This is a genomic window from Duganella kummerowiae (genome assembly GCF_053572355.1).
Window position 1 is genome coordinate 353,846 of the sequence record NZ_JBKFEH010000009.1, and the last position, 25,120, is coordinate 378,965.

Below are 25,120 nucleotides of genomic sequence, written 5' to 3' on the forward strand. Positions count from 1 at the left end.
CATGCCCACTATCAAAGAGATCCTCAACACCATGGAATACGGCCCCGCACCCGAAAGCCAAAAAGAAGCGCAGGCCTGGCTGGAGCAGCGCGGCCGCCAGTTCGGCCTGTTCATCGACAATGCGTGGACCGAAGCCGGTGAATTGTTCGCCTCCACCAACCCTGCTGATGGTTCCAAGCTGGCCGACCTGACCCAGGGCACGGCCGCCGACGTGGACCGCGCGGTGGCAGCGGCGCGCCGCGCCCAGCCGGGCTGGCAGGCGCTGGGCGGCCATGGCCGCGCGCGCGTGCTGTACGCGCTGGCGCGCCTGCTGCAAAAGCATGCCCGCTTGTTTGCCGTGCTGGAAACCCTGGACAACGGCAAGACCATACGCGAAACCCGCGACGCCGACCTGCCGCTGGTGGCGCGCCACTTCTACCACCACGCCGGCTGGGCCCAGCTGCAATCGGAAGAATTCGCCGACTACCGCGCCGTGGGCGTGGTGGGCCAGATCGTGCCGTGGAACTTCCCGCTGCTGATGCTGGCGTGGAAAATCGCCCCGGCTCTGGCGGCCGGTAACACGGTGGTGTTCAAGCCGGCCGAATTCACCTCGCTGACGGCGCTGCTGTTTGCCGAGATCTGCCAGCAGGCCGGCGTGCCGGCCGGCGTGGTCAACATCGTCACCGGCGATGGCCGCGTGGGCGAGGCCATCGTCCAGCATCCCGGCATCGACAAGCTGGCCTTCACCGGCTCGACCGAAGTGGGCCGCCTGATCCGCGAGGCCACGGCCGGCAGCGGCAAGAAGCTGTCGCTGGAACTGGGCGGCAAGTCGCCCTTCATCGTGTTCGAGGACGCCGACCTGGACGCCGCCATCGAAGGCCTGGTCGATTCGATCTGGTTCAACCAGGGCCAGGTGTGCTGCGCCGGCTCGCGCCTGCTGGTGCAGGAATCCGTCGAGCAGAAATTCCTGGCCAAGCTGCGCGCCCGCATGGACAAGCTGACCCTGGGTTCGCCGCTGGACAAGTCGATCGACATCGGCGCCCTGGTCGATCCGGTGCAGCAGCAGCGCATCGCCAAACTGGTGGAATCGGCCCGCGCCGAAGGCTGCACCATCTACCAGCCGGCCTGCGAGATTCCCGCCAGCGGCTCCTGGTTCCCGCCCACCCTGATCACCGGCGCCTCCACCTCGGCCGAGGTGTCGCAGGCCGAGATCTTCGGCCCGGTGCTGGTGGCCATGAGCTTCCGCACCCCGCCGGAAGCGGTACAGCTGGCCAACAACACGGTGTACGGCCTGGCCGCCTCGCTGTGGACCGAGAACATCAGCCTGGCGCTGGACGTGGCGCCGCAAGTCAAGGCCGGCGTGGTGTGGATTAACACCGCCAACCAGTTTGACGCCGCCTGCGGCTTCGGCGGCTACCGCGAATCCGGCTACGGCCGCGAGGGCGGCCGCGAAGGCATGTATGAATACCTGACCGCGCGCGCCGAGGACGAGCGCCCGGCCGCGCCGCTGCTGCCGGCTCCTGTGAAGGCCAAGGCCGCACCGGTATCGGACAGCCCGCTCGCCATCGACCGCACCGCCAAGCTGTACATAGGCGGCAAGCAGGCCCGCCCGGACGGCGCCTACAGCCGCGCCGTCTACGGCGCCAGCGGCGAGTTCCTGGCCGAAGTGGGCGAGGGCAACCGCAAGGACATCCGCAACGCCGTGGAAGCGGCGCACAAGGCCGGCGGCTGGACCAAGGCCACCGCGCACAACCGCGCCCAGGTGCTGTACTACATTGCCGAGAACCTGGCCGCGCGCGGCGAGGAATTCGCGGCCCGCATCGCCGCCCAGACCGGCGCCAAGAATGCGCAGAAAGAAGTCGAGGCCTCGATCGAGCGCCTGTTCTACTACGCGGCCTGGGCCGACAAGTACGACGGCCTGGCGCACCAGCCGCCCATGCACGGCATCACCGTGGCCCTGAACGAACCGCTGGGCGTGATCGGCATCGTGTGCCCGAACGAGGCGCCGCTGCTGGGCTTCATCTCGCTGGTGGCGCCCGCCATCGCGCTGGGCAACCGCGTGGTGGTGGTGCCGTCGGAAGCGCATCCGCTTTCCGCCACCGATTTGTACCAGGTGTTCGACACTTCCGACCTGCCGGGCGGCGTGGTCAACATCGTGACCGGCAGCGCCGATGAACTGGCGCGCACCCTGGCCACCCACGGCGACGTGGACGCCGTGTGGCGCCACGACGGCTCGGCCGCGGGCTGCGCCGAAGTGGAGCGCCTGTCGGCCGCCACCCTGAAGCGCACCTGGGTGGGCGGCGCCAAGGGCCGCGACTGGTTCAGCACGGCGCAAGCCGGCGGCCGCGCGGTGCTGGCCCATGCCTCGCAGGTGAAAAACATCTGGATACCCTACGGCGTCTGAACCCGGCCTGCGGCGGCAGCGCCGTCATTGCCGCGCAGGCGGCAATCCATGCCGGGCATGCGCCGCCGCCGACCCACATTCAGCATGGACTCCCGCGTGCGCGGGAGTGACCTCATCACAGCGGAGTTACGCATGTTTTTACCCCAAGAGATCATACGCAAGAAGCGCGACCAGGGCGTCCTGAGCGCCGAAGAAATCCAGTTCTTCGTCAAGGGCATCACCCAGGGCTATGTCACCGAAGGCCAGATCGCGGCCCTGGCCATGGCGGTCTATTTCAACGACATGAACATGGACGAGCGGGTCGCCTTCACCCTGGCCATGCGCGACTCCGGCGAGGTGCTGGACTGGCGCTCGCTCAACCTGCCCGGACCGGTGGTCGACAAGCACTCCACCGGCGGCGTGGGCGACGTGGTGTCGCTGCTGCTGGGCCCCATGGTCGCGGCCTGCGGTGGCTACGTGCCCATGATCTCGGGCCGTGGCCTGGGCCACACCGGCGGCACCCTGGACAAGTTCGATTCCATCCCCGGCTACACCACCACGCCCGACAATGCCCTGTTCCGCAAGGTGGTGAAGGAAGTGGGCGTGGCCATCATCGGCCAGACTTCCTCGCTGGCACCGTCGGACAAGGTGTTCTACGGCGTGCGCGACGTCACCGCCACGGTGGAATCGGTGGCCATGATCACCGGCTCCATCCTGTCGAAAAAGCTGTCGGCCGGGCTGGATGCGCTGGTCATGGACGTCAAGGTGGGCAGCGGCGCCTTCATGCCGACCTACGAAAAATCGGTGGAGCTGGCCGAGAGCATCGTCGGCGTTGGCAATGGCGCCGGCATGCAGACCTCGGCCATCCTGACCGACATGAATGAATCGCTGGCGCCCTACGCCGGCAATGCGCTGGAAGTGCGCGGCGCCCTCGATTACCTGAGCGGCCGTGCGCGTCCCGCGCGCCTGCACGAGGTGACCATGGCGCTGTGCGCCGAGATGCTGGTGCTGGGCAAGCTGGCCGCCACCGAGCAGGAAGCGCGCGCCAGGCTGCAGGCGGCGCTGGACAGCGGCGCGGCCGCCGAGCGCTTCGCGCGCATGGTGGCGGCCCTGGGCGGTCCGGCCGACCTGATGGAAAAGCCGGATGCGCACCTCGATTCGGCGCCGGTGGTGGTGCCGGTGCCCGCGCCGCACGCCGGCTACGCCGCCGCCACCGATTGCCGTGGCATAGGCCTGGCCGTGGTGGCGCTGGGCGGCGGCCGCACCCGGCCGCAGGATGCGGTGGACTTCGCGGTCGGCCTGACCGGCCTGGCCCAGCTGGGCGACCGGGTGGAAGCAGGGCAGCCGCTGGCCATGGTGCACGCCCGCACCGAAGCGGCCGCCGAGCGCGCCGTGCAGCAGGTGCGGCAGGCCTACCAGATCAGCCCTGATGCGCCGCAAGCCAACCCGGTGGTGTATCGTTCCATCCGTCCCTGATAGCGTATCCGATATGAACAACGACCAACTGATTGCCGAAGCCGCCGCCGCGCGCCTCAAGGCCTATACCCCGTACTCCAACTTCAAGGTCGGCGCCGCCCTGCTGACCAACGATGGCAAGGTGTTCCACGGCTGTAACGTGGAAAACGCTTCCTACGGCCTGTGCAACTGCGCCGAGCGCACCGCCTTCTTCAGCGCCTTCGCGCACGGCTACCAGCCCGGCGATTTCGAGCGCCTGGCCGTGATCGGTGAAACGGACGGCCCCATCGCTCCGTGCGGCGCCTGCCGCCAGGTGATACTGGAACTGGGCGGCAATGAGCTGCCGGTGGTGCTGGCCAACCTCAAGGGCGATGTGTTCGAGACCACCGCCGCCGCCCAGCTGCCGAATGCCTTCGGCGGCGCCGACTTGAAGAAGAAGTAAGCGTTGGCGATCAGGAAGGCCATCGACGTGCAGGCCGCCGCCGCCCTGGCGGCCTCGGAAGCCATTGCCGCCAAGACCCAGGGCACGTTCGCGGTCGGGGTGGTGATGCTGGACCCGCAGGGCAACGTGCTGCACGCCCTGCACAACAATGTGGTGCGCCAGGGCATGGTGTACGACCCCACGGCGCACGGCGAGCGCCAGCTGATCGACTGGTACTACGCGGAGCGGGCGCGCGGCCGCGAACTGCCCGAGCCGCACGAGATCACCATCGTCAGTTCGCTGGACCCGTGCAGCATGTGCAGCGGTGCGATACTCGCTGCCGGTTTCAACGTCGTGGTGGCCGCGCCCGATACCGACGCCGGCGTCAACTGCGGCCTGGACGCCGCCTTCGACACCCTGCCGCAAGGGCTGCGGGCCCAGGCTGGCGCCAGCTTCAGCTATCCTGCCGTGCTGGGCGCCTCATCGTATGCACGGCCGGCATCGGGCGCCGCACCCAGGTCCTTCTTCATTGGGAAGACCATCGCCGAGGCCACCCAGGCCCTGTGCGCGCTGGTGTTCGAGGCCAGCTCGCCCGGCGTGCTGGCGCTGTTCCGCAACAACCTGCCGCGCGCCGAACTGAAATGCCCATCTACCCTGGACCCGGGCCACGCCATCGTGCGCGAGCTGAAAAAACTGTACCCTGATGCGCTGGCCTACCGCGCCGCGCCGCAGCGTCCCGATGCCGGCCTGGCGCTTTTCCTGCTGCAAGCCATGGCGCGCGACCGCGAGCACGGTGGCCCCGGCGAGGCGGTGGCGCTGCTGGATGCCTACGGCAACCTGCTGCTGTGCGCGCACGGGCGCCTGGGCCAGTCCGGCATCCGCACCGCCTTCATGGAAGCGACCCGGGGCTACGCCCAGCTGCGTTACAAACTGATGGCCGGCGCCAGCCCGGAGCAGCAGGCCGAAGTGCGCCAGTACCTGGGCCATCCGCGCGACGGCACCTTTGTCTTTACCCATGCGCCGGGACAGGATGCGCTGGGCTATATGAACCTGGGCGCCTATGGCTCCACCATGGAAGGCCCGCTGCCGGACGATAATCCGGCCCAGTTCCAGTATGTGCTGCCCACCGTGGCGCAGGATCAGCTGGACGCCGTGTGCGCCGCCATGCCGCCGCTGTACCGCAACGTGATACGCATCAGCCCGCGCCAGGTGGCCGACCGGGACCTGGTCGCCGCCCTGTCCTGAGTCCTTGCCGGGTCACTTCCAGGGATCGTAGGTGCCTATGCTCCACACGTGGCCCTCGGGATCGCGGCAGGTGAAGCCGCGCCCGCCATAATCCTCGTCCTTAATGTCGAGCACGATCTGGGCGCCGGCCTCCAGCGCGCGGCCGTACACCAGATCGGCGTCGTTGACCACCAGGTAGGCGCTCTGGGTCACGGCCTTGCCGGTCTCGTCCGGCTGCTTGAGCAGGCGGCCGAATTCCGTGTCGAACACGGAAGCCAGCATGATCATGCCATTGCCGTAGCTGAGCTGGGCATGGGCGATGCGGCCATCCTCGCCCGGCACCACCAGTTGCGGCGTGAAGCCTAAGGTGTCGCACAGCCATGCGATGGCGGCCGGCGCGTCGCGGTAGCGCAGGCAGGGGATGACAGTGGCGAGGGTCTGCTTGGGTATGCTGGACATGGCGGTCTCCCGTGGGATGGTGTGGGCTGGTGTAGGGTGATGTACATGCGACCCTGCCGGCGGCCATGGCGTTCGGCGCCGGCGTTCAGAAAATCCAGTATAGCTTGACCGCGATCAGAAGGATCACATTTGCTGGAACAAGTGTGCGTGGCCACGGCTTACTTCCAGCTGCTCGGGGAAGTCGTGGATGCTGACCATCTGCCGCCCGCGCAGGTCGCGCGTGACCTCGGCAATGGCGTCCACCCGCACCAGGGTGGAGCGGTGGATGCGCCAGAACTCGTCCGGATCGAGCTCATCGGCCAGCTCCTTGAGGGTCTTGCGTATCAGCACTTCCGATTGCCGGGTCTGGACCCGGGTGTATTTTTCATCGGCGCGGAAGAACAGGATTTCACGCGTGTTGATCATGCGCAGGCTGGTGCCGACCACGGCCTGTATCCAGCGCAGGTATTCGGGCTTGGGCGCATGCGCATGCAGCAGCCGGCTGAGCTGGTGCTCGATGTTGTCCGGCTGGCGCTGCAAGCGTTCCTGCAGGCGTGCGCAGGTGGTGCGCAGGCGTTCGCCGCCCACGGGTTTGAGCAGGTAGTCCAGCGCGCCCTGTTCGAAGGCTTCGATGGCGTAATGGTCGTAGGCCGTCACGAACACCAGGCGGCAGCGGTTGAACAGCAGGCGCGCCGCCTCGATGCCGGACAGGCCGGGCATGCGGATGTCGAGGAACACGATGTCGGGCTGGTGCTGGCCGGCCATGGCCACGGCGTCCAGGCCGTTGCCGGCCTCGGCCACGATCTCCAGGCCGGGCCACAGCTCGCGCAAACGGCTACGCAGCTGGGCGCGCATGGGTTCTTCGTCGTCCGCGATGATGGCGCGGGCCGGCAGCTCGGGAGTCAGCTTCATGCGTATCCCTGGGCGAAGATGTCGGGCGCGTAGGGCAGGCGGATGCTGACCTTGGCCCCGCCCTCCAGCGGCGTCTCGATGATCAGCTGGGCGCGCTCGCCGTACAGGATACGCAAGCGTTCGCGCACATTGTTCAAGCCGGTGCCGTCGGCCGCGTGAGGGCTGAAGCCGACCCCGTCGTCGATCACATCGACCTGCAGCATGCCGCCCTCGACCTGGGCGCGCAGGTCGATGCGGCCGCCCGCCACCTTGGGTTCCAGGCCGTGCTTGATGGCGTTCTCGATCAGGATCTGCAGCATCATGGTGGGGAAACTGGCGCTCAGGTATTCGGTGGGGACTTCGATGGAGACTGCCAGCCGCGCCTGCATGCGAGCCTGCATGATGGCCAGGTAGGAGCGCGACAGGTCGAGCTGGCGTCCCAGGGTGCCGTTGCTGCGCGCCTTCATCTGCGGCAGGGTGGAGCGCAGGTAGTCGATCAAATGGGCGTGGATGCGGGCCGCCTGCGGCGGGTCGGTTTCGATCAGCTGGCCGATCAGGGCCAGGGTGTTGAACAGGAAGTGCGGTTCGACCTGGGCCTGCAGGGCCGCCATGCGCGCTTCGGCCAGGCGCCGCTCCAGGATTTCCTGGTCGGCCTGGGATGCGGCCGCGCGCGCCTCCAGCTCGGCCTTGCGCTTGCCGCCGGCCAGCACCTTGAGGCCGACGGACACCACGATCAGCGTGAAAGCCTGGTCGGACACATTGAAGGGCGTGGCCGCGAACAGCAGCAGCAGGGAGGCCATCAGCAGGCGCCGCCACGATACCAGGGCCAGCCAGTCGAAGAAGCGCCACCACAAGTGGCTGGCGGTGTCGCCCAGTTCCTGCATGAATCCCAGCATGCCGGTGGCGTACTGGCGGCCCGGCGAACTCATTATTGGTGGTACTCCGTGGGAGCTTGCTTGTAGCGCTTGACCGCGAACAGGGCGATGGCCACCTTGACCAGCATGAAGGCCACGAACAGGGTGATGGCCAGCGGCAAAATGGTCAGGATGAAGGCCAGCGCCAGGCAGGCCACCAGGATGGCCGGCCAGGACATGCGCTGCAGGGTGCGCATGGCATGGCGCAGCACGCCCATGAAAGCGCGGCCGGCTTCCTCGAACAGGTCGCAGATCGATTTGGGTTTCGGGTTGATGTCTTTCACGGGAGGGCTCCATATACGGGTTGCGATGGAGACACTTTATCAAAGCGCTGGCGGCGAGTGGGGGGAATTCCGATCAGCTGCGAAATTGGCGGTATCAGCTGCGATGCACGGCGATGAGTGGTGGGGTGTGTCAAAAAAGTTGCAAATTAATTAGAATTTTCATTAATAAATCGCAAAACATGATATACTAAACGCAATTCGCATTTCTTAAAAGAAATTAACCTATTGGGAGTTTGTATGACCGCACGCCGTTACGCGCTGAGCGCCATCGCCGCCGCCATCCTGTCCACCAGTGCCGCCCACGCCGCCACCACCCCGCTGACCGCCACCCAGATGCTGCAGCAGTTCAATCTGGTCGTCATCGGCGACCTGAAGTCGACTTCGCACGTGGATGGCCGCGCCCTGGTGGGCGGCAATGTCAGCGGCGGAGAGTTCGTGTCCCATCCGAACACGACCCCCGCCTCGAACTATGCCGGCCTGACCGTGTTCGGCAACGCCAGCGACAATGCCAAGGTGCTGAACAAGGGCGCGGTGGTGTACGGCAGTGTCAGCGGCCAGAATTCCGACTATAACGGCGACTCCTGGGTAGGCGGCAATGCCACCGGCGTCAAGTTCCAGGGCAATGGCTGGATAGTGGGCGATGCCAGCGGTGTCGGTTTCAACGGCGGCGGCCATGCCGCCCACCTGTATAACGGCACCAACAACAACAATCCGCTCAGCGACCTCACGGCCACCATGAAGACCAACCTGGCCGCCGCCCAGTCCGCCAGCGCGGCGCAGATTTCCACCACCCTGGGCACCTTGTCGTCCGACCTGTCCAAGCTGAAGAGCACCGAGACCGCGGCCAATGGCGGCGTGTTCCGCGATGGAACCAAAGTGACCTTCAACGCCGAAGCCAAGAACGGCGTCGCCGTGTTCGACCTGACCAGCCTGGATACCCTGCTGTTCTCCAGCGGCACCACCGAGATGAATTTGAACCTGAACGGCGCCAGCACCGTCATCTTCAATACCGACGATAAAGTCCTGACCACCTCGGCCAACTTCAATTTCGGCAACGCCAACGGCGCCAAGATCATCTGGAACTTTGCCGGCGCGACCAGCGTGACCGTCAACACCACCATCGTCGGCCAGGTGCTGGCGACCAATGCCACTTTCACCAACGCCAACGGCGCCAACGTCGAGGGCGGCGTGTTTGCCAAGGCGGTCAACCAATATGGCGAAATCCACCAGCAAGCCTTCACCGGCACCATCCCGGCAGCACCCGTGCCGGAACCGGAAACCTACGCCATGCTGCTGGGCGGCCTGGGGCTGATGGGCTTGATGGCGCGCCGCCGCCAGCGTTCCTGATCGCTGCATTAACCTGACCACAAACGGCGCCGCGGGCGCCGTTTGTCGTTTATACGCGCAATCATATAGTTTCTCTATGGATAAATAAATTGTCCATAGTCAATATTCCGTGCTAAACTCTTCAGCATTGAATGACTAACCAAGGGAACTATGATGCTGCTCAATGCGAAAACCGCTGTTTCTGCTGTAGCTCTTGCTGTTGCGTCCATGGGCGGCGCCCATGCTGCCGTCCTCGACCTTAGCGGCCTGATCGGCGGCGCCAACGTCTATTCGCTGAGCAATTTCTATGCGCCTTACTCCGACGTGGAAGGGTCCATGCTGATCGCTGGAAACCTGACCGCCAGCAGCTACAGCGTCAACGCCAATAACAAGGACGCGTTCGCGACCAAGGGCAATGGTTATGCAGCCATCGTTGGCGGCAACCTGAATTACACCAACGGCAGCATCAACAACGGTAATATCTACGTGGGCGGCAAGGTCACCACCTCGATCCAGAACACCATCTCCAAGGGCGCGGCGCCGGTGTCGTTCAGCACCCTGGCCAGCACCGTCAAGGCCGATTCCAAGGCGCTGGGCAAGCTGACGGAAACCGGCAGCTCCATCATCAAGGACAGCACCATGACCTTGTCGGGCACCGGCACGGGCGTACAGGTGTTCAGCCTGACCAACAGCGAGCTGTCCGGCATTTCCAACTTCAATATCAGTAATATCGCCTCGGGTTCCACCATTGTGGTCAACGTCAGCGGCACCAGCGCCAATTTCCGCGAGTGGGGCGTGGGCCTGTCCGCCTTCCAGAACTACAACGTGGTGTACAACTTCTACGAAGCGAATTCGCTGTCGGTGACCGGTGTCGGCCTGTACGGCACCCTGCTGGCGCCGCTGGCCAGCGTGACCGGCGCCTACGGCCAGATCAACGGCAACGTGATCGTGGGCGACTGGAACTCGGCGGTGCAGATCAATTCCAACCACTACTTCACGGCCACCAATATCGCCGGCCTGCAGCTGGCCGCCGCCGTGCCGGAACCTGAAACCTGGGGCATGCTGCTGGGCGGCCTGGGCCTGATCGGCGCCGTGGCGCGCCGCCGCGGCCGGGTGCAGGCATGAGGGCTGCGATAGCGGGGGCCGCGCTGGCGCTGGCGTGCGCGGGTGGCGCCCACGCGGCCGTGCTGGACCTGGGGCTGGGCGGCGCCAATGCATTCTCCTTTACCGACTTCAAGGCGCCCAGCGCGGACGTCGAAGGCGCCATCCTCGTGGGCCGCGATTTCAACGTCAGCCACTACACGGTCAATGACAAGAATGGCGACGCGTTCGGCAACTATGCGCTGATCGTAGGCCGCAACCTGAGCTACAACGGCGGCTCCATCCGCAACGGCGATATCTATGCGGGCGGCGCGGTCAGCATCGTCCAGGCCGACCATGGCGCGGTCAAGAACGGTGCGACGCCGGTGTCGCTGGGTGCGCTGGCCTCCACACTGGCCACCACCTCCAGCAATCTGTCCAAGGTGGCCCATACCGGCAAGGCCGTGGCGCAGTGGAGCACCCTCAACCTGACCGGCAGCGGCAGCGGCGTGGAGGTGTTCGACGTCAGCGCGGCTCAGCTGGCCTCGGTGACCGGTTTCAGCTTCAGCAAGCTGGCGGCCGGTTCCACCCTGATCTTCAACGTCAGCGGCAGCAGTGTCGCGCTGGGTGGCGACTACTCGACCTTCGCCGGCTACAACGTGCTGTTCAACTTCTACCAGGCTACCAGCCTCAAGCTGGCCAGCATGGAAGCCAGCGTACTGGCGCCGCTGGCCAGCGTAGGCCTGAACAGCACCGGCGCCATCGACGGCCAGGTGGTGGTCAAGGACTGGAACTCGGCCATGCAGATCAACGCCGAAAACAACTTCAAGGCCGTCAACGTGGCCGGCCTGGCGGCCGCCGTGCCGGAACCGGAAACCTGGGCCATGCTGCTGGCGGGCCTGGGGCTGGTAGGTTTCCTCACGCGCCGCAAGTCGGCTTAAGCCGTCTCAGCCCGGAGTGCTGGCGCCACCTGTATGGCTGCCAGCACCATGAGTTCAAAGGGCACATGCTGCCACTCAGCTGACCTGCTTTATAATTTGGCAAAGTATCTCAACGCCAAGCAGGAGATAAAGCGTGAACATGCGTCCCGGCGTATCAGATGTTGCGGCTTTCCTCAGCCTCAAAAAATCACTGGTCCGCAGGATGGAGTGGACCGAACGCCCCAGCAACAAAATCCCGAGATGGCAGCAGTTCGAAAGTATCTGCTATCTAGGCTCGTCTTTGTCCGAAGAAGTGGTCTTTCGCGCTCATTATCGCCCCGCCGGTGTTCGGACGAGAGGGAATCTGTCGATACCGATCCCCGAAACGTTTTATGTGTCCATCTACATTCGGGAGCCTCGGGTCTACGCGATTGATACCCAGCCTGGGCAACGTCATACCAATGTCATCGTACCTGGTCGTTCTTACTCGGGCCAGACCATTACCGCCACTACCCATGTGCATTTGTGGACAGATGTGGGTGCTGGTGACGGCTATGTTGAGCCTGTCGAACCGCCTTTGCTCGAACTGGAAGAGCTGATTGAAAATTTTTGCGTTCGTGTTAACCTTCAGCTGAATGGGAATTTCAGCCATCCAGAATTTGGCAAAACGAGGACTTTACTGTGATTAACTGCGAAACCATAGCAAGTGCAACGAGTTGGCATTGCATCCCCGCAGGAGAGTCTGCTGTCCGAGCTGTTGCTCCTTTCGGATTGTTGGAGGGCGGACCGCATATTGCCTTTTACGTGGGCAGCCCGAGTCCTGAGACTTTTTTTCTGACGGACGCGTGCGAAACCGCCATGATTGCTGAGCAGTCGGGCGTCGTACTCAGTAAAGCCCGTTTCGAAGGACTGAACAGAACACCGGGTATCCGCATGGCCAAATTTGAAGCCGATTGGAGCATAGAGGCCAGCGGTCCGGTGAGTCAGCTTCAATGCGCGTTATGGGACGCTTTGAAGTTGGCGCTGGCTTTGTCATTCCGGTCCGAGAAGTGGCAGACTAAATTCGCGGAAGCGAAGTTCAGAGCGCTGGTATTGGCTGAATTGCAGGCTCAGCTAGGTCTGGAGCGCGTACTTGAGCAAGTTCGGGTTCGAGGCGCAAGCGGACATGAGATTGAATTTCCCATAGGCGTAAAGTGTAAGGATGGAACCATGCTGTTCGTACAGCCGGTTGCATTGGATGATGGCAAACTCAACTGGCCGACAATCTACGAGGTGCAGGGCAAGCTGTTTGATCTCAAGGCGGCCTCGGATATTGAGAATCGCCTGACCGTCATCGAGGAAGGCGCTATGCCCGAGGAATTTGGCATGGCCGTACATTTCCTCGGTTTGTCATCCAAAGTACGGACATTGAGCGAAGTTCGAACAAGTACGCTGGAGTTGTGATGATGCCTGGGGAAGCGCTGATTTATTCACGAGGGCGCGCTTGACCGCGAAAAAGGCCCATGCGCGTTGCAAAATCTTGCAATAGTTCGCTATTGCTTCGATTTCGCGCCAAATCAGCACTTTTCTAGGCCACAGGCTCATCTTTGAGTGTCGGTATGCGAATGGCTGCCAGCACCATGTCGACGATGAGCTTTTCTGCGTCGTCGTAATCCTTTTTGGACAGGGTCTTCTTGTTCATCACCAGCTGCATCTGGGCCGCGAAGTCGGCGTAGGACTGGGTCATGGCCCAGATCGCAAACAGCAGGTGGGTGGCGTTGACCGGTGCGATCCTGCCGGCCGCGATCCACTTTTCAAACACCTCGATATCCTTGCGCACCAGCGGCACCACGCGGGCCTGGATCTGGGCGCCGTACAGCGGCGCGCCGCTGATCACTTCCATTGCATACACCCTGGAGGCCCACGGCTGCTCGCGCGAGAAGCGCAGCTTGGCCTGGACGTAGGCGCGCAGGACCTCGCGCGGGTCCTGCTGCTCGGCCGCCAGGCTGTCCATGCGCGCCAGCCAGTCGTCCAGCACATCGTCCAGCACGCGCTGGTACAGCGCCTGCTTGGTGGGGAAGTAGTACATCAGGTTCTGCTTGGACAGGCCGGCATTTTCGGCAATGGCTGCGATCGAGGCGCCTTCGTAGCCGCATTCGGCAAACACGCGCACGGCCTCGGCGGCGATGTCGGCTTCCAGCTTGTCACGGTTCAGTACACGGCGCTTGATACGCGGCGTGTCGCTGGGTTCGGAGTTTTTCACGCTGGGCATGGATCTCTCTTTCATCGGGGACGTATCGACAGCAAAAACGATTGCAGCTGGGGTGCGGCGGCATAGGCCACGTTGAAGCGGAACCAGATGGTTTCCGGCGCCCGCAGCATGAAGAAGTCGCACGGCGACAGCAGGATGCCGGCTTTCAGCGCCTGGTCGGCGATCTGCTTGCCGTTCCAGTCCGGCCCCGGCGCGTCGGGCCAGCCGGCGCTGACGAACATGCCGCCGCGCGGACGCGCCAGCGGCGCCATGCCGATGGCGCGCAGGCTGTCGATGGCGCGCTCGCGGCCCGCGTCCAGCTGGGCCAGCAGCTTGTCCACCATGCGCCGGTAGGGCCGCGCCGTGATGGCGTGGTACACGGCTCGCTCGTTGATCTCGGAGGTGGTCAGGCCCGCCAGCATCTTCACCCGTAACAGCTCGGGAATCAGCGAGGCCGAGGCGGAAATCGAGCCCACGCGCAGTACCGGCGACAGGGTCTTGGAAAAGCTGCCGACCCGTATCACGCGCCGCAGTCCGTCCATGGCGGCCAGCGAGGCTTCCCCGCGCGGCGCCAATTCGCGGTAGATATCGTCCTCCACCAGCCAGAAATCGAACTGCTCGGCCATGGCCAGCAGGCGGTGGGCCTGGGCCTGGCTCAGGGACGTGCCCAGCGGGTTTTGCAGGACCGTGTTGACGAACATGAGCTTGGGCTGGGTCAGGGCCGCCTGGCGCGCCAGCGCCTCCATATCGAGGCCGTGTTCGCCGCGCGGGATGCCGACCGCCACGCAGCCGTGGTGCCGTATCAGCGAGTGCAGGTTGCTGTAGCCGGGATCTTCCACGAACACGGTGTCGCCGGGCCGGGTGAGCGTGCGCAGTATCAGGTCGAAGGCGTGGGTGGCGCCGTGGGTCAGCAGGATCTGCTCCGGCTCGACCGGATACAGTTCCTCGCTCAGCTGGGCCGCCATGTGCTGGCGCAGGGTGGGGAAGCCGAGCGGATGGCCGTAGCCGCGCAGGCGGTTGGCCGGAATGCGCATGGCCTGGCGCACCGCGTCCAGGATGGTGTCCTCGCCATACCACTCTGGCGGTAGCCAGCCGGCGCCCACCGGCAGCGCTTCCGACACCCCCGAATACAGTTCCGGGGTGAGGGCGTCGATGGCGGTCGGCTGGACCTGGGCCGTGGGCGGCAGCAGGATGGCGGGCAGGTCCTGGCGCGCTACGAAGTAGCCGGAACCGCGCCGCGAGGACAGCAGCCCCAGGGTCACCAGGCGGTCGTAGGACTCCACAACTGTAAAGGTGGAGATGCCATTACACTTGGCGAATTGCCGCACCGAGGGCATTTTGGTTCCCACGCGCAACTCGCGCGCCGCCACCATGGCGCTGATGGCCGCCACGATCTGCTCCACCAGCCCGCCCTTGCCGCTGCGCTCTATGGCGAGGACGGGCCAGCCGCTGCCCGGCCCGGGGACTGGCTCGCCTTGCTCCATCCTGCACTCCCTTTCCTGTGTATCCCGAACTGTATTGTTTTTGCCGCCAATACGGTTGGACGATTTTGCAATTTGTGTATCTGTGCCATAGTGGACCTGCTGTCTATTATTGCATCATCATTTTGCCAACTGGTAAATTTTTTTTACGCCGTTGTTAGGAGAGAGGTGCATGAACGAATCCAGACCTGTATCGATGGCGTCCTTCTGGATGCCATTTACCAACAACCGCGACTTCAAGGCCCACCCGCGCCTGCTGGTGTCGGCCGAGGGCATGTATTACAAGGACGTGGATGGCAACAGCATCCTGGACGGCACCGCCGGCCTGTGGTGCGTCCCTTGCGGCCACGCCCAGCCGAGGATCGTCGCCGCCGTGCGCGAGATGGTGGGCCAGCTCGATTTCGCGCCCACCTTCCAGATGGGCCATCCGGCCGCCTTCGACCTGGCCGAGCGCCTGATGGAGTACACCAACCACCGCTTCGGCCATGTGTTCTACACCAACTCCGGTTCGGAGTCGGTGGATACGGCGCTCAAGATTGCGCTGGCCTACCACAAGGCGCGCGGCGAGGCTTCCCGCACGCGCCTGATCGGCCGCGAGCGCGGCTACCACGGGGTCGGCTTCGGCGGCATCTCGGTGGGCGGCATCGCCGGCAACCGCAAGCCCTATGGCGTGATGCTGCCCGGCGTGGACCACCTGCCGCACACGCACAACCTGGAAAAGAACGCCTACACGCGCGGCGAGCCGGAACACGGCTGGCAGCTGGCCGACGAGCTGGAGCGCATCGTGGCCCTGCATGACGCCTCCACCATCGCGGCCGTGATCGTGGAGCCGGTGGCCGGTTCCACCGGCGTGCTGATCCCGCCCAAGGGCTACCTGAAGCGCCTGCGCGAACTGTGCACCAAGCATGGCATCCTGCTGATTTTCGACGAGGTGATCACCGGCTTCGGCCGCCTGACCACGCCGTTCGCGGCCGACTACTTCGACGTGGAGCCGGACATGATGACCACCGCCAAGGGCCTGACCAATGGCGTCATTCCCATGGGCGCCGTGTTCAGCAAGCAGTTCATCCACGACGCCTTCATGGACGCGCCGGCCGGCATCGAACTGTTCCACGGCTACACCTACTCGGGCCACCCGGTGGCCTGCGCTGCATCGCTGGCCACGCTGGAAGTGTTCCAGGAGCAGAAGATACTGGAGCACGCGGCCGGCATGGCCGAGTACTGGGCCGACGCCGTGCATTCGCTCAAGGGCCTGCCGCACGTGATCGACATCCGCACCATCGGCCTGATCGCCGGCATCGAACTGGCGCCGATACCCGGCAAGCCCGGCGCGCGCGCCTTCGCCGCCTTCAAGAAGGCCTTTGCGGACGGCGTGCTGATACGCGTCACGGGCGACATCATCGCACTGTCGCCGCCGCTGGTGCTGGAGAAAAAGCATATCGACGAACTGTTTGGCAAGCTGGGAGAGGTACTGAAAAACCTGGAATAAACTTTCAGAGCGAGGAGAACACCATGCTGGTAGGCGTCCCAAAAGAGATCAAGAACCAGGAGTCCCGCGTCGGCCTTACCCCGGCCAGCGTGAAGGAACTCGTATTGCGTGGTCATCAGGTATTGGTGCAGCAAAACGCGGGCGCGGCCATCGGCCTCACCGACGCCATGTACGAGGCGTCGGGCGCCAGCATCATCGACAGCGCGCAGGAGATTTTCGCGCGCGCCGAGATGATCGTGAAAGTGAAGGAACCGCAGCCGCAGGAATGCGCCATGCTGCGCGAAGGGCAGATCCTGTACACCTATCTGCACCTGGCGCCGGACCCGGAACAAACCAAGGCGCTGGTGCAGTCGGGTGCGGTATGCATCGCCTATGAAACCATCACCGGCGCCAACGGCGGCCTGCCATTGCTGGCGCCCATGAGCGAGGTGGCGGGGCGCATGGCGGTGCAGGCCGGCGCCGCCCACCTGGAAAAATCCAAGGGCGGCATGGGCCTGCTGCTGGGCGGCGTGCCCGGCGTGGCGCCAGGACATGTGGCGATTTTGGGCGCCGGCGTGGTCGGCACCAATGCGCTGCAAATCGCGGTCGGCATGGGCGCGCGCGTCACCATCCTCGATAAAAACGTGGACCGCTTGCGCCAGCTGGACCTGGTGTTCGGCAACCGCGTGCAGACCATGTATTCCAATGCCCACACCATCGAACAGGCGGTGCTGGACGCCGACCTGGTGATCGGCGGCGTGCTGGTGCCGGGCGCCGCCGCGCCCAAGCTGGTCACCCGCTCCATGATCGCGCGCATGAAGCAGGGCGCGGTGGTGGTGGACGTGGCCATCGACCAGGGCGGCTGCTTTGAAACCTCGCACGCCACCACGCACGAGCAGCCCACCTTCGTGGTGGACGGCGTGGTGCACTACTGCGTGGCCAATATGCCGGGCGCTGTGGCGCGCACCTCCACCTTCGCGCTCAACAACGCCACCATCGGCCACGCGCTGGCGCTGGCCGACAAGGGCTGGCAGAAAGCGCTGGCGGCCAATCCGCATTTGAAGAACGGACTGAATGTATGCCAGGGCAACGTCACCTACGAAGCGGTGGCGCACGGACTGGGATATCCCTATGTGGCGGCGGACAGCCTGCTGGGCTGACGCCGCAATTGAAAGAAGAACGGAACATCATGAGCGACCTCGACACCATCACCCATTTCATCAACGGCGCCAAGGCCGACACCCACAGCGGCCGCCATGCGGATGTCTACAACCCGGCGCTGGGCGAGCCGGTGGCGCGCGTCGCGCTGGGCACGGCCGATGACGTCAACCTGGCGGTGCAGGCCGCGGCGCAAGCCTTCCCGGCCTGGGCCGCGACGCCGCCGCTGACGCGCGCCCGCGTGCTGTTCAAGTACCTGCAGCTGGCGCAGCAGCACACCGACGAATTCGCGGCCATGATCACGCGCGAACATGGCAAGACCTTCGACGACGCCAAGGGCGAAGTGGCGCGCGGCATCGAGATGGTGGAATTCGCGGTCGGCATACCGCAAATGCTGAAGGGTGAATTCACCGACCAGATCGCACGCGGCATCGACGCCTGGTCCATGCGCCAGCCGCTGGGCGTGGTGGCCGGCATCACGCCGTTCAACTTCCCCGTGATGGTGCCGATGTGGATGTTCCCGGTGGCTATCGCCTGCGGCAACACCTTCGTGCTCAAGCCTTCCGAGCGCGATCCTTCGCCCTCGCTGCTGCACGCCAAACTGCTGAAGGAAGCGGGCTTGCCGGATGGCGTCTTCAACGTGGTGCAGGGCGACAAGGTCACGGTCGATGCGCTGCTCGACCATCCGGTGGTGCAGGCCATCAGCTTTGTCGGCTCCACGCCGATTGCCGAATACATCTACGCGCGCGGCTGCGCCAAAGGCAAGCGGGTGCAGGCCCTGGGCGGCGCGAAAAACCATATGGTGGTGATGCCGGACGCCGACATGAACATGGCGCTCGATGCGCTGATGGGCGCCGCCTTTGGTTCCGCCGGTGAGCGCTGCATGGCGATCTCCGTTGCGGTCGCGGTGGGCGACGCCGGCGACAAACTGGTGGACGCACTGGCGCAGCGCACCGCTGCACTCAAAGTGCGCGACGGGATGGAAGATGGTGCGGAAATGGGACCTGTCGTCACGAACGCGGCCAAGCAGCGTATAGAGAAACTCATAGCCGAGGGTGTGGAGCAGGGCGCCACCCTGGTGGTCGATGGCCGCAACTACAAGGTGCCGGGACGCGAGAACGGCTTCTTTGTCGGCGGCACCTTGTTCGACCACGTGACCTCCGACATGAGCATCTACAAGGAAGAGATATTTGGCCCGGTGCTGTGCGTGCTGCGCGCACCCGACGTGGCCACGGCGGTGGAGCTCATCAACAGCAACGAGTATGGCAATGGCGTGGCCATCTTCACGCGCGACGGCGGTGTGGCGCGCGAGTTCGTGCGCCAGATACAGGTCGGCATGGTAGGCGTGAACGTGCCGCTGCCGGTACCCATGGCCTTCAACAGTTTCGGCGGATGGAAGCGCAGCCTGTTTGGCGACCACCATGCCTACGGACCGGAAGGCGTGCGCTTCTACACGCGGCACAAGGCAGTGATGCAGCGCTGGCCCAATACCGCCAGCGCTGGCGCGGAATTTGCATTCCCACAAATGAAGTGACACCCCGTAGCGCCTTTACCTACAGGCGCTCTATCGAATGGTTCAACCAGCGTATCGTTCACCAAGCAAACCAGCCAGGAAAAAGAATGACGATCGAAACCCTGCACTACCTGCCGCCATCTCCGCAGCCCAACAGCGAACTGGCCAAGCACTTCACCGACCTGGCGCCGCCGCTCAACGCACGCCAGGCCGCCATCGAGGCCTCGCGCTGCCTGTACTGCTACGACGCGCCGTGCACGCGTATCTGCCCGTCCGACATCGACGTGGCCAGCTTCATCCGCAACATCCACGACGGCAATGTGAACGGCGCCGCGGTTGGCATCCTCAAGCAGAATATTTTGGGCGGCAGCTGCTCGCGCGTCTGCCCCACCGAGATCCTGTGCGAGGACGCCTGCGTGCGCAACCACGACGCCGAAGGCCAGCCGGTCAAGATCGGGCTGCTGCAGCGCTACGCCATCGACAACATGCAGCTGGACGCCCATCCATTCAAGCGCGATCCGTCCACCGGCAAGAAGATCGCCGTGGTGGGCGCCGGTCCGGCCGGCCTGTCCTGCGCGCACCGCCTGGCCATGCTGGGCAACGACGTGGTGATCTACGAGGCGAAAGAGAAGGCCGGCGGCCTGAACGAATACGGCATCGCCAAGTACAAGCTGACCGACAACTTCGCGCAGAAGGAAGTGCAGTTCCTGCTGTCCATAGGCGGCATCGAAATCCGCCACGGCCAGAAGCTGGGCGAGAACCTGCAGCTCAAGGACTTGCACGACCAGTACGATGCTGTGTTCCTGGGCCTGGGCCTGGGCGCCAGCCGCCAACTGGGCCTGACCGGCGAGGATGCCCCGGGCCTCCTGGCCGCCGTGGACTACATCGCCGCGCTGCGCCAGGCCGACGACCTGGCCGCGCTGCCGCTGCCGCGCCGCGCCATCGTGATCGGCGCGGGCAACACCGCCATCGACATGGCGGTGCAGATCCAGCGCCTGGGCGCCGAGGATGTGACCCTGGTGTACCGGCGCGGCTTCGAAGCCATGAGCGCCACCGAACATGAACAGCACATCGCCAAGGACAACCAGGTGCGCATCAAGACCTGGGCCCAGCCGCAGCAAGTGCTGCTGGACGAGCATGGCCGCGTGCGCGGCATGCGCTTCGAGAAAACCGCCGAGGTGGGCGGCCGCCTGGCCGGCACCGGCGAGACCTTCGACATCGAAGCGGACGCGATCTTCAAGGCCATAGGCCAGAGCATGGACGAGGCCATCACCGCAGACACTTTTGCGCGCACCCTGCAGCGCGACGGCGACAAGATCCACGTCGACGCCCAGTTCCGCACCATCCTGCCCGGCATCTACGCAGGCGGCGACTGCGTGGCACCGGGACAGGACCTGACGGTGCAGGCGGTACAGCACGGCAAACTGGCGGCCCACGCCATCCATCAAGACATACAAGCGAAACAACTGGAGGCTGCATAATGGCTGATCTGAGCGTGGAATTCTGCGGCATCAAATCCATCAATCCGTTCTGGCTGGCGTCGGCGCCGCCGACCGACAAGGCCTACAACGTGGTGCGCGCATTCGAAGCCGGCTGGGGCGGGGTGGTGTGGAAAACCCTGGGCGAGGACCCGCCGGCCGTCAACGTGTCGTCGCGCTATTCCGCGCACTACGGCAAGAACCGCGAGGTGCTGGGCTTTAACAACATCGAGCTGATCACCGACCGCTCGCTGGAACTGAACCTGCAGGAAATCACCCAGGTCAAGAAGGACTGGCCGGACCGCGTCATCATCGTCTCGCTGATGCTGCCTTGCGAAGAGCACCTGTGGGCCGAGATCATGCCCAAGGTGGAAGCCACCGGCGCCGACGGCATCGAGCTCAATTTCGGCTGCCCGCACGGCATGCCGGAGCGTGGCATGGGCGCCGCCGTGGGCCAGGTGCCGGAATACGTGGAGATGGTCACGCGCTGGTGCAAGACCCACAGCAAGCTGCCGGTGATCGTCAAGCTCACGCCCAACATCACCGACGTGCGGGCCCCGGCGCGCGCGGCCAAGGCCGGCGGCGCCGATGCCGTTTCGCTGATCAACACCATCAACTCCATCACCCACCTGGACCTGGACGACATGGTGGCCTATCCGGTGGTGGGCGGCGCCAGCACCCACGGCGGCTACTGCGGTTCGGCCGTCAAGCCGATCGCGCTCAACATGGTGGCCGAGATCGCCCGCGATCCCGCCACCAAGGGCTTGCCGATTTCCGGCATAGGCGGCATCGGCAGCTGGCGCGACGCGGCCGAGTTCATCGCGCTGGGCGCCGGCTGCGTGCAGGTCTGCACCGCCGCCATGCTGCATGGCTTCCGCATCGTCGAGGAAATGAAGGATGGCCTGTCGCGCTGGATGGACCAGAAGGGCTACCGCAGCATTGCCGACTTCTCCGGCAAGGCCGTGCCCAACACCACCGACTGGAAATACCTGGACATGAACTACAAGGTCATCGCCCAGATCAACCAGGACGACTGCATCAAGTGCGGACGCTGCTACGTGGCCTGCGAGGATACTTCGCACCAATCCATCAACCAGCTGATCGACGCGGCCGGCGTGCGCACCTATGAAGTCAACAAGGACGAGTGCGTGGGCTGCAACCTGTGCGAGATCACCTGCCCGGTGCAGGGCTGCATCACCATGGTGCCGCAGAAGACCGGCCTGCCGTACATGAACTGGACGCAGGACCCACGCAATCCGCGCGCCGAGATCGCCAAGCCGGCCGCCGAGCCGGTGGCCGCGGCGCCGGTGCTGGTCTAGGCTCAGGTATAAAAATTGCAGGTCTAAACAAGATACCCAGCCCACCCAACACGGAGAGACCATCGTGAGCAAAGAAGCATCCGGCAGTTCGCAGCTATGGAATGAGGACCTTGCGCCCACCACGCCCGCACAGCGCACCTGGCGCTGGTATCACTTCGCGGCGCTGTGGGTCGGCATGGTGATGTGCATCCCCGCCTATACGCTGTCGGCCAGCCTGATCGAAGGCGGCATGTCGGGCTGGCAGGCCGTGTTCACGGTGTTCCTGGCCAACGCCATCGTGCTGCTGCCCATGCTGGCCATAGGCCATGCCGGCACCAAGTACGGCATCCCGTACGCGGTGCTGGCGCGCTCCTCGTTCGGCACCTCCGGCGCCAAGTTGCCGGCCCTGATGCGCGCCATCGTGGCCTGCGGCTGGTACGGCATCCAGACCTGGTTCGGCGGCCAGATGATCTACACCCTGCTGGGCGTACTGATGGGCGCCGAGATCGGCGGCGGGAAGATCGCCGGCCTGGGCATCAACGGCGGCCAGCTGCTGTGCTTCCTGGCCTTCTGGGCCATCCAGTTCTGGTACATCGTGCACGGCATGGATTCCATCCGCAAGCTGGAGACCTATACCGCGCCGCTCAAGATCCTGATCTGCTTCGTGCTGCTGGGCTGGGTGTACAGCAAGGCTGGCGGCTTTGGCGACCTGCTGTCGGCGCCGTCGCAGTTCGTCGAGGGCGGCAAGAAGGCCGGCCAGTTCTGGACCGTGTTCTGGCCCTCGCTGACCGCCATGGTGGGCTTCTGGGCCACGCTGGCGCTCAATATCCCGGACTTCACCCGCTTCGCCAGGACCCAGCGCGACCAGATCATCGGCCAGTCGGTGGGACTGCCGGTGCCCATGGGCCTGCTGGCCATGATGGCGGTGATCGTCACTTCGGCCACCGTGGTCCTGTATGGCAAGGCGATCTGGGACCCGGTCGACCTGTCCTCGCGCATGACCGGCGCGGCGGTGCTGATCGCGCTGCTGATACTCTTGATCGACACGGTGTCGGTCAACCTGGCGGCCAACCTGGTCGGCCCTGCCTACGACTTTTCCTCGCTGGCGCCTAAGGCGATTTCCTACCGCGCCGGCGGCTACCTGACGGCCGGCATCGCCATCCTGATGATGCCGTGGAAGATACTGGAATCCACCCAGGGCTATATTTTCACCTGGCTGGTCGGCTATTCCGCGCTGCTGGGCCCGATTGCCGGCATCCTGATCGTCGATTACTACCTGGTGCGCAAGACCGAGCTCAATGTCGAGCAGCTGTACCGCGAGGATGGCCAGTACTCGTATGGCAACGGCTGGAACGTGGCCGCCATCGTTGCCTTCTTGATCGGCGTGGCGCCCAATGTGCCCGGCTTCCTGAACGCCGCCTTCCCGGCCGCCTTCCCGGGCGTGGCCGAAGGGTTTAAAACTGTGTACACCTACGCCTGGTTTATCGGACTGGCCTTGTCCGCGCTGGTGTACGGTGTCATGATGAAGGGGAAGGCGGCGCCCGTATTGAGCGCCGCGCCCCAGCGCTAGCTTTTTTTTTTTAGAACTTGTTTCAACATGAGCAGGGCTAGGCGCCGTGACGAAGGCAGTGCGCCTGCACGGCGAGGAGCGGTAACGACGCCCTGGTCTTGTTGAAACGGGTTCCCACTGGAGTTGTTCATGTCGATATTGATACGTGGCGGTACGGTAGTCAACGCCGACCGCGCCTTCCGCGCCGATGTGCTGTGCTATGGCGACAAGATCGTCGCCGTCGGCGAGAACCTGGAGGCGCCGGCATCGGCCCAGGTGATAGACGCGCACGGCCAGTACGTGATGCCGGGCGGGATAGACACCCACACCCACATGAACCTGCCCTTCATGGGCACGGTGACGGCCGACGATTTCTACACCGGCACGGCCGCCGGGCTGGCTGGCGGCACCACCACCATCATGGACTTCGTCATCCCGAATCCGCAGCAGAACCTGATCGAGGCCTACCACCAGTGGCGCGAGTGGGCCAAAAAATCCGCTGGCGATTACACCTTCCACGTCGCCATCACCTGGTGGGACGAGACCGTGTACCGCGACATGGGCATCCTGGTGCGCGACCATGGCGTGAACAGCTTCAAGCACTTCATGGCCTACAAGAACGCCATCATGGCGGACGACGGAACCCTGGTGAAAAGCTTCCGCCGCGCGCTGGAGCTGGGCGCCATCCCCACCGTGCATGCGGAAAATGGCGAGCTGGTGTTCCAGCTGCAGCAGGACTTGATGAAGCGCGGAATGACGGGACCTGGCGCGCATCCGCTGTCGCGTCCTCCGGCGGTGGAGGCGGAAGCGGCCAATCGCGCCATCGCCATTGCCGGGGTGCTGAACACGCCGCTGTACATCGTGCATGTGTCCTGCGCCGAATCGCTGGAGGCCATCACGCGGGCCCGCGCCCACGGCCAGCGCGTGTACGGCGAAGCGCTGGCCGGCCACCTGGTGATAGACGACAGCGTGTACCAGAGTCCGGACTTCGATTTCGCGGCCGGCCACGTGATGAGCCCCCCGTTCCGCAGCAAGCACCACCAGACCGCGCTGTGGCAGGGCCTGCAGGGCGGCAACCTGCACACTACGGCCACCGACCACTGCACCTTCTGCGCCGAGCAGAAGGCGGCCGGCAAGGACAATTTCCCGCGCATCCCCAACGGCTGCGGCGGGGTGGAAGAACGCATGGCCGTGGTGTGGGACGCCGGGGTGAGCGCCGGCCTGCTGACGCCCTCGGAGTTCGTCAAGGTGACATCGGCCAACGCGGCGCAGATCTTCAACATCTATCCGCGCAAGGGCTTGATCGCCAGCGGTTCCGACGCCGACGTGGTGGTCTGGGACCCGCAAGGCACGCGCACCATCTCGGCCAAGACGCAGCATGCCAGGGGTGGCTTCAATGTGTTCGAGGGCCGCACCGTACGTGGCATTCCGACCACGACCGTGGCGGCCGGCAAGGTCGTCTACCACCAGGGCGAACTGCGCGCGGTGGAAGGCGCGGGCCGCCACATCGACCGCCCGGCTTTTGTTCCGACCAGCGCCGCCTGAACAACCGTTGTCGCTCCCGCGAAGGCGGGAGCCCGTGCCGGGCATGAGACAACGCGGCGCTTGCTCAGCATAGGCTCCCGCATGC

General features: G+C 64.8%; 22 protein-coding genes. 16 read left to right on the forward strand and 6 right to left on the reverse strand.

Annotation, left to right across the window (positions count from 1 at the left end):
• Position 1 precedes the first annotated feature (1 nt).
• From ACLB1G_RS12680 to ACLB1G_RS12695, 4 genes are all read left to right on the forward strand, one after another.
• Positions 2–2,383 carry an aldehyde dehydrogenase family protein gene (locus ACLB1G_RS12680; RefSeq protein WP_491627568.1) on the forward strand — a complete coding sequence of 794 codons (2,382 nt, stop codon included), beginning with the start codon at positions 2–4 and terminating at the stop codon, positions 2,381–2,383.
• Positions 2,384–2,515: 132 nt separating this feature from the next.
• On the forward strand, positions 2,516–3,838 hold the full coding sequence (gene deoA / locus ACLB1G_RS12685; RefSeq protein WP_491627569.1) for a thymidine phosphorylase: 1,323 nt from the start codon (positions 2,516–2,518) through the stop codon (positions 3,836–3,838).
• Between the two features lie 13 nt (positions 3,839–3,851).
• The gene (locus tag ACLB1G_RS12690) at positions 3,852–4,259 is read left to right on the forward strand and encodes a cytidine deaminase (protein WP_491627570.1); all 408 of its coding nucleotides are present in this window, start codon (positions 3,852–3,854) and stop codon (positions 4,257–4,259) included.
• 3 nt (positions 4,260–4,262) lie between these two features.
• Positions 4,263–5,483, forward strand: a complete 1,221-nt coding sequence (locus tag ACLB1G_RS12695; protein ID WP_491627571.1) for a nucleoside deaminase — start codon at positions 4,263–4,265, stop codon at positions 5,481–5,483.
• Positions 5,484–5,495: 12 nt separating this feature from the next.
• On the opposite strand, the gene ACLB1G_RS12700 is transcribed toward ACLB1G_RS12695, so the two are convergent.
• From ACLB1G_RS12700 to ACLB1G_RS12715, 4 genes are all read right to left on the reverse strand, one after another.
• Positions 5,496–5,921, reverse strand: coding sequence for a VOC family protein (locus tag ACLB1G_RS12700; RefSeq protein ID WP_491627572.1), 426 nt, complete (start codon positions 5,919–5,921; stop codon positions 5,496–5,498).
• A gap of 123 nt (positions 5,922–6,044) precedes the next feature.
• On the reverse strand, positions 6,045–6,812 hold the full coding sequence (locus tag ACLB1G_RS12705; RefSeq protein ID WP_491627573.1) for a LytR/AlgR family response regulator transcription factor: 768 nt from the start codon (positions 6,810–6,812) through the stop codon (positions 6,045–6,047).
• The gene (locus ACLB1G_RS12710; RefSeq protein WP_491627574.1) at positions 6,809–7,720 is read right to left on the reverse strand and encodes a sensor histidine kinase; all 912 of its coding nucleotides are present in this window, start codon (positions 7,718–7,720) and stop codon (positions 6,809–6,811) included. Before ACLB1G_RS12710 ends, ACLB1G_RS12705 begins: the two co-directional genes overlap by 4 nt.
• Positions 7,720–7,989: a hypothetical protein gene (locus ACLB1G_RS12715; RefSeq protein WP_491627575.1), complete on the reverse strand. Its 270-nt coding sequence runs from the start codon at positions 7,987–7,989 to the stop codon at positions 7,720–7,722. The genes ACLB1G_RS12710 and ACLB1G_RS12715 overlap by 1 nt, the downstream gene beginning before the upstream one ends.
• A 237-nt stretch (positions 7,990–8,226) precedes the next feature.
• Here ACLB1G_RS12715 and ACLB1G_RS12720 point away from each other — a divergent pair, with 237 nt between their 5' ends.
• From ACLB1G_RS12720 to ACLB1G_RS12740, 5 genes are all read left to right on the forward strand, one after another.
• Positions 8,227–9,336, forward strand: coding sequence for a collagen-binding domain-containing protein (locus ACLB1G_RS12720; RefSeq protein WP_491627576.1), 1,110 nt, complete (start codon positions 8,227–8,229; stop codon positions 9,334–9,336).
• Positions 9,337–9,543: 207 nt separating this feature from the next.
• On the forward strand, positions 9,544–10,440 hold the full coding sequence (locus tag ACLB1G_RS12725) for a choice-of-anchor A family protein (RefSeq protein WP_491627577.1): 897 nt from the start codon (positions 9,544–9,546) through the stop codon (positions 10,438–10,440).
• A complete protein-coding gene (locus tag ACLB1G_RS12730) occupies positions 10,437–11,336 on the forward strand; it encodes a choice-of-anchor A family protein (protein ID WP_491627578.1) in 900 nt (299 codons plus the stop codon). Before ACLB1G_RS12725 ends, ACLB1G_RS12730 begins: the two co-directional genes overlap by 4 nt.
• A 133-nt stretch (positions 11,337–11,469) precedes the next feature.
• The gene (locus ACLB1G_RS12735) at positions 11,470–12,000 is read left to right on the forward strand and encodes a hypothetical protein (RefSeq protein WP_491627579.1); all 531 of its coding nucleotides are present in this window, start codon (positions 11,470–11,472) and stop codon (positions 11,998–12,000) included.
• Positions 12,001–12,173: 173 nt separating this feature from the next.
• Positions 12,174–12,758, forward strand: a complete 585-nt coding sequence (locus ACLB1G_RS12740; RefSeq protein ID WP_491627580.1) for a DUF1828 domain-containing protein — start codon at positions 12,174–12,176, stop codon at positions 12,756–12,758.
• 124 nt (positions 12,759–12,882) lie between these two features.
• Here the strand turns inward: ACLB1G_RS12740 and ACLB1G_RS12745 are convergent, their stop codons facing one another.
• Together ACLB1G_RS12745 and ACLB1G_RS12750 are read right to left on the reverse strand one after the other, a co-directional pair.
• Complete coding sequence (locus tag ACLB1G_RS12745; RefSeq protein WP_491627581.1) at positions 12,883–13,566, reverse strand: TetR/AcrR family transcriptional regulator; 684 nt, start codon at positions 13,564–13,566, stop codon at positions 12,883–12,885.
• A gap of 11 nt (positions 13,567–13,577) precedes the next feature.
• Positions 13,578–15,029, reverse strand: a complete 1,452-nt coding sequence (locus ACLB1G_RS12750; RefSeq protein WP_491627582.1) for an aminotransferase-like domain-containing protein — start codon at positions 15,027–15,029, stop codon at positions 13,578–13,580.
• A 169-nt stretch (positions 15,030–15,198) separates the two neighbouring features.
• Between ACLB1G_RS12750 and aptA the strand changes: the two genes are divergently transcribed.
• The 7 genes from aptA (at position 15,199) to hydA (ending at position 25,035) form a co-directional block, all read left to right on the forward strand.
• On the forward strand, positions 15,199–16,515 hold the full coding sequence (gene aptA / locus ACLB1G_RS12755; protein ID WP_491627583.1) for an omega-aminotransferase AptA: 1,317 nt from the start codon (positions 15,199–15,201) through the stop codon (positions 16,513–16,515).
• Between the two features lie 23 nt (positions 16,516–16,538).
• Positions 16,539–17,654 (forward strand): alanine dehydrogenase, encoded by a 1,116-nt coding sequence (ald, locus tag ACLB1G_RS12760; protein WP_491627584.1) that lies wholly within the window; start codon positions 16,539–16,541, stop codon positions 17,652–17,654.
• A gap of 29 nt (positions 17,655–17,683) precedes the next feature.
• Positions 17,684–19,186 carry a CoA-acylating methylmalonate-semialdehyde dehydrogenase gene (locus tag ACLB1G_RS12765; RefSeq protein WP_491627585.1) on the forward strand — a complete coding sequence of 501 codons (1,503 nt, stop codon included), beginning with the start codon at positions 17,684–17,686 and terminating at the stop codon, positions 19,184–19,186.
• Between the two features lie 86 nt (positions 19,187–19,272).
• Positions 19,273–20,646, forward strand: coding sequence for an NAD(P)-dependent oxidoreductase (locus ACLB1G_RS12770; protein WP_491627586.1), 1,374 nt, complete (start codon positions 19,273–19,275; stop codon positions 20,644–20,646).
• Positions 20,646–21,962 (forward strand): NAD-dependent dihydropyrimidine dehydrogenase subunit PreA, encoded by a 1,317-nt coding sequence (gene preA, locus ACLB1G_RS12775; RefSeq protein ID WP_491627587.1) that lies wholly within the window; start codon positions 20,646–20,648, stop codon positions 21,960–21,962. The genes ACLB1G_RS12770 and preA overlap by 1 nt, the downstream gene beginning before the upstream one ends.
• A 64-nt stretch (positions 21,963–22,026) precedes the next feature.
• Complete coding sequence (locus ACLB1G_RS12780; protein WP_491627588.1) at positions 22,027–23,511, forward strand: NCS1 family nucleobase:cation symporter-1; 1,485 nt, start codon at positions 22,027–22,029, stop codon at positions 23,509–23,511.
• Between the two features lie 129 nt (positions 23,512–23,640).
• A complete protein-coding gene (gene hydA, locus ACLB1G_RS12785; protein WP_491627589.1) occupies positions 23,641–25,035 on the forward strand; it encodes a dihydropyrimidinase in 1,395 nt (464 codons plus the stop codon).
• Positions 25,036–25,120: the final 85 nt, after the last annotated feature.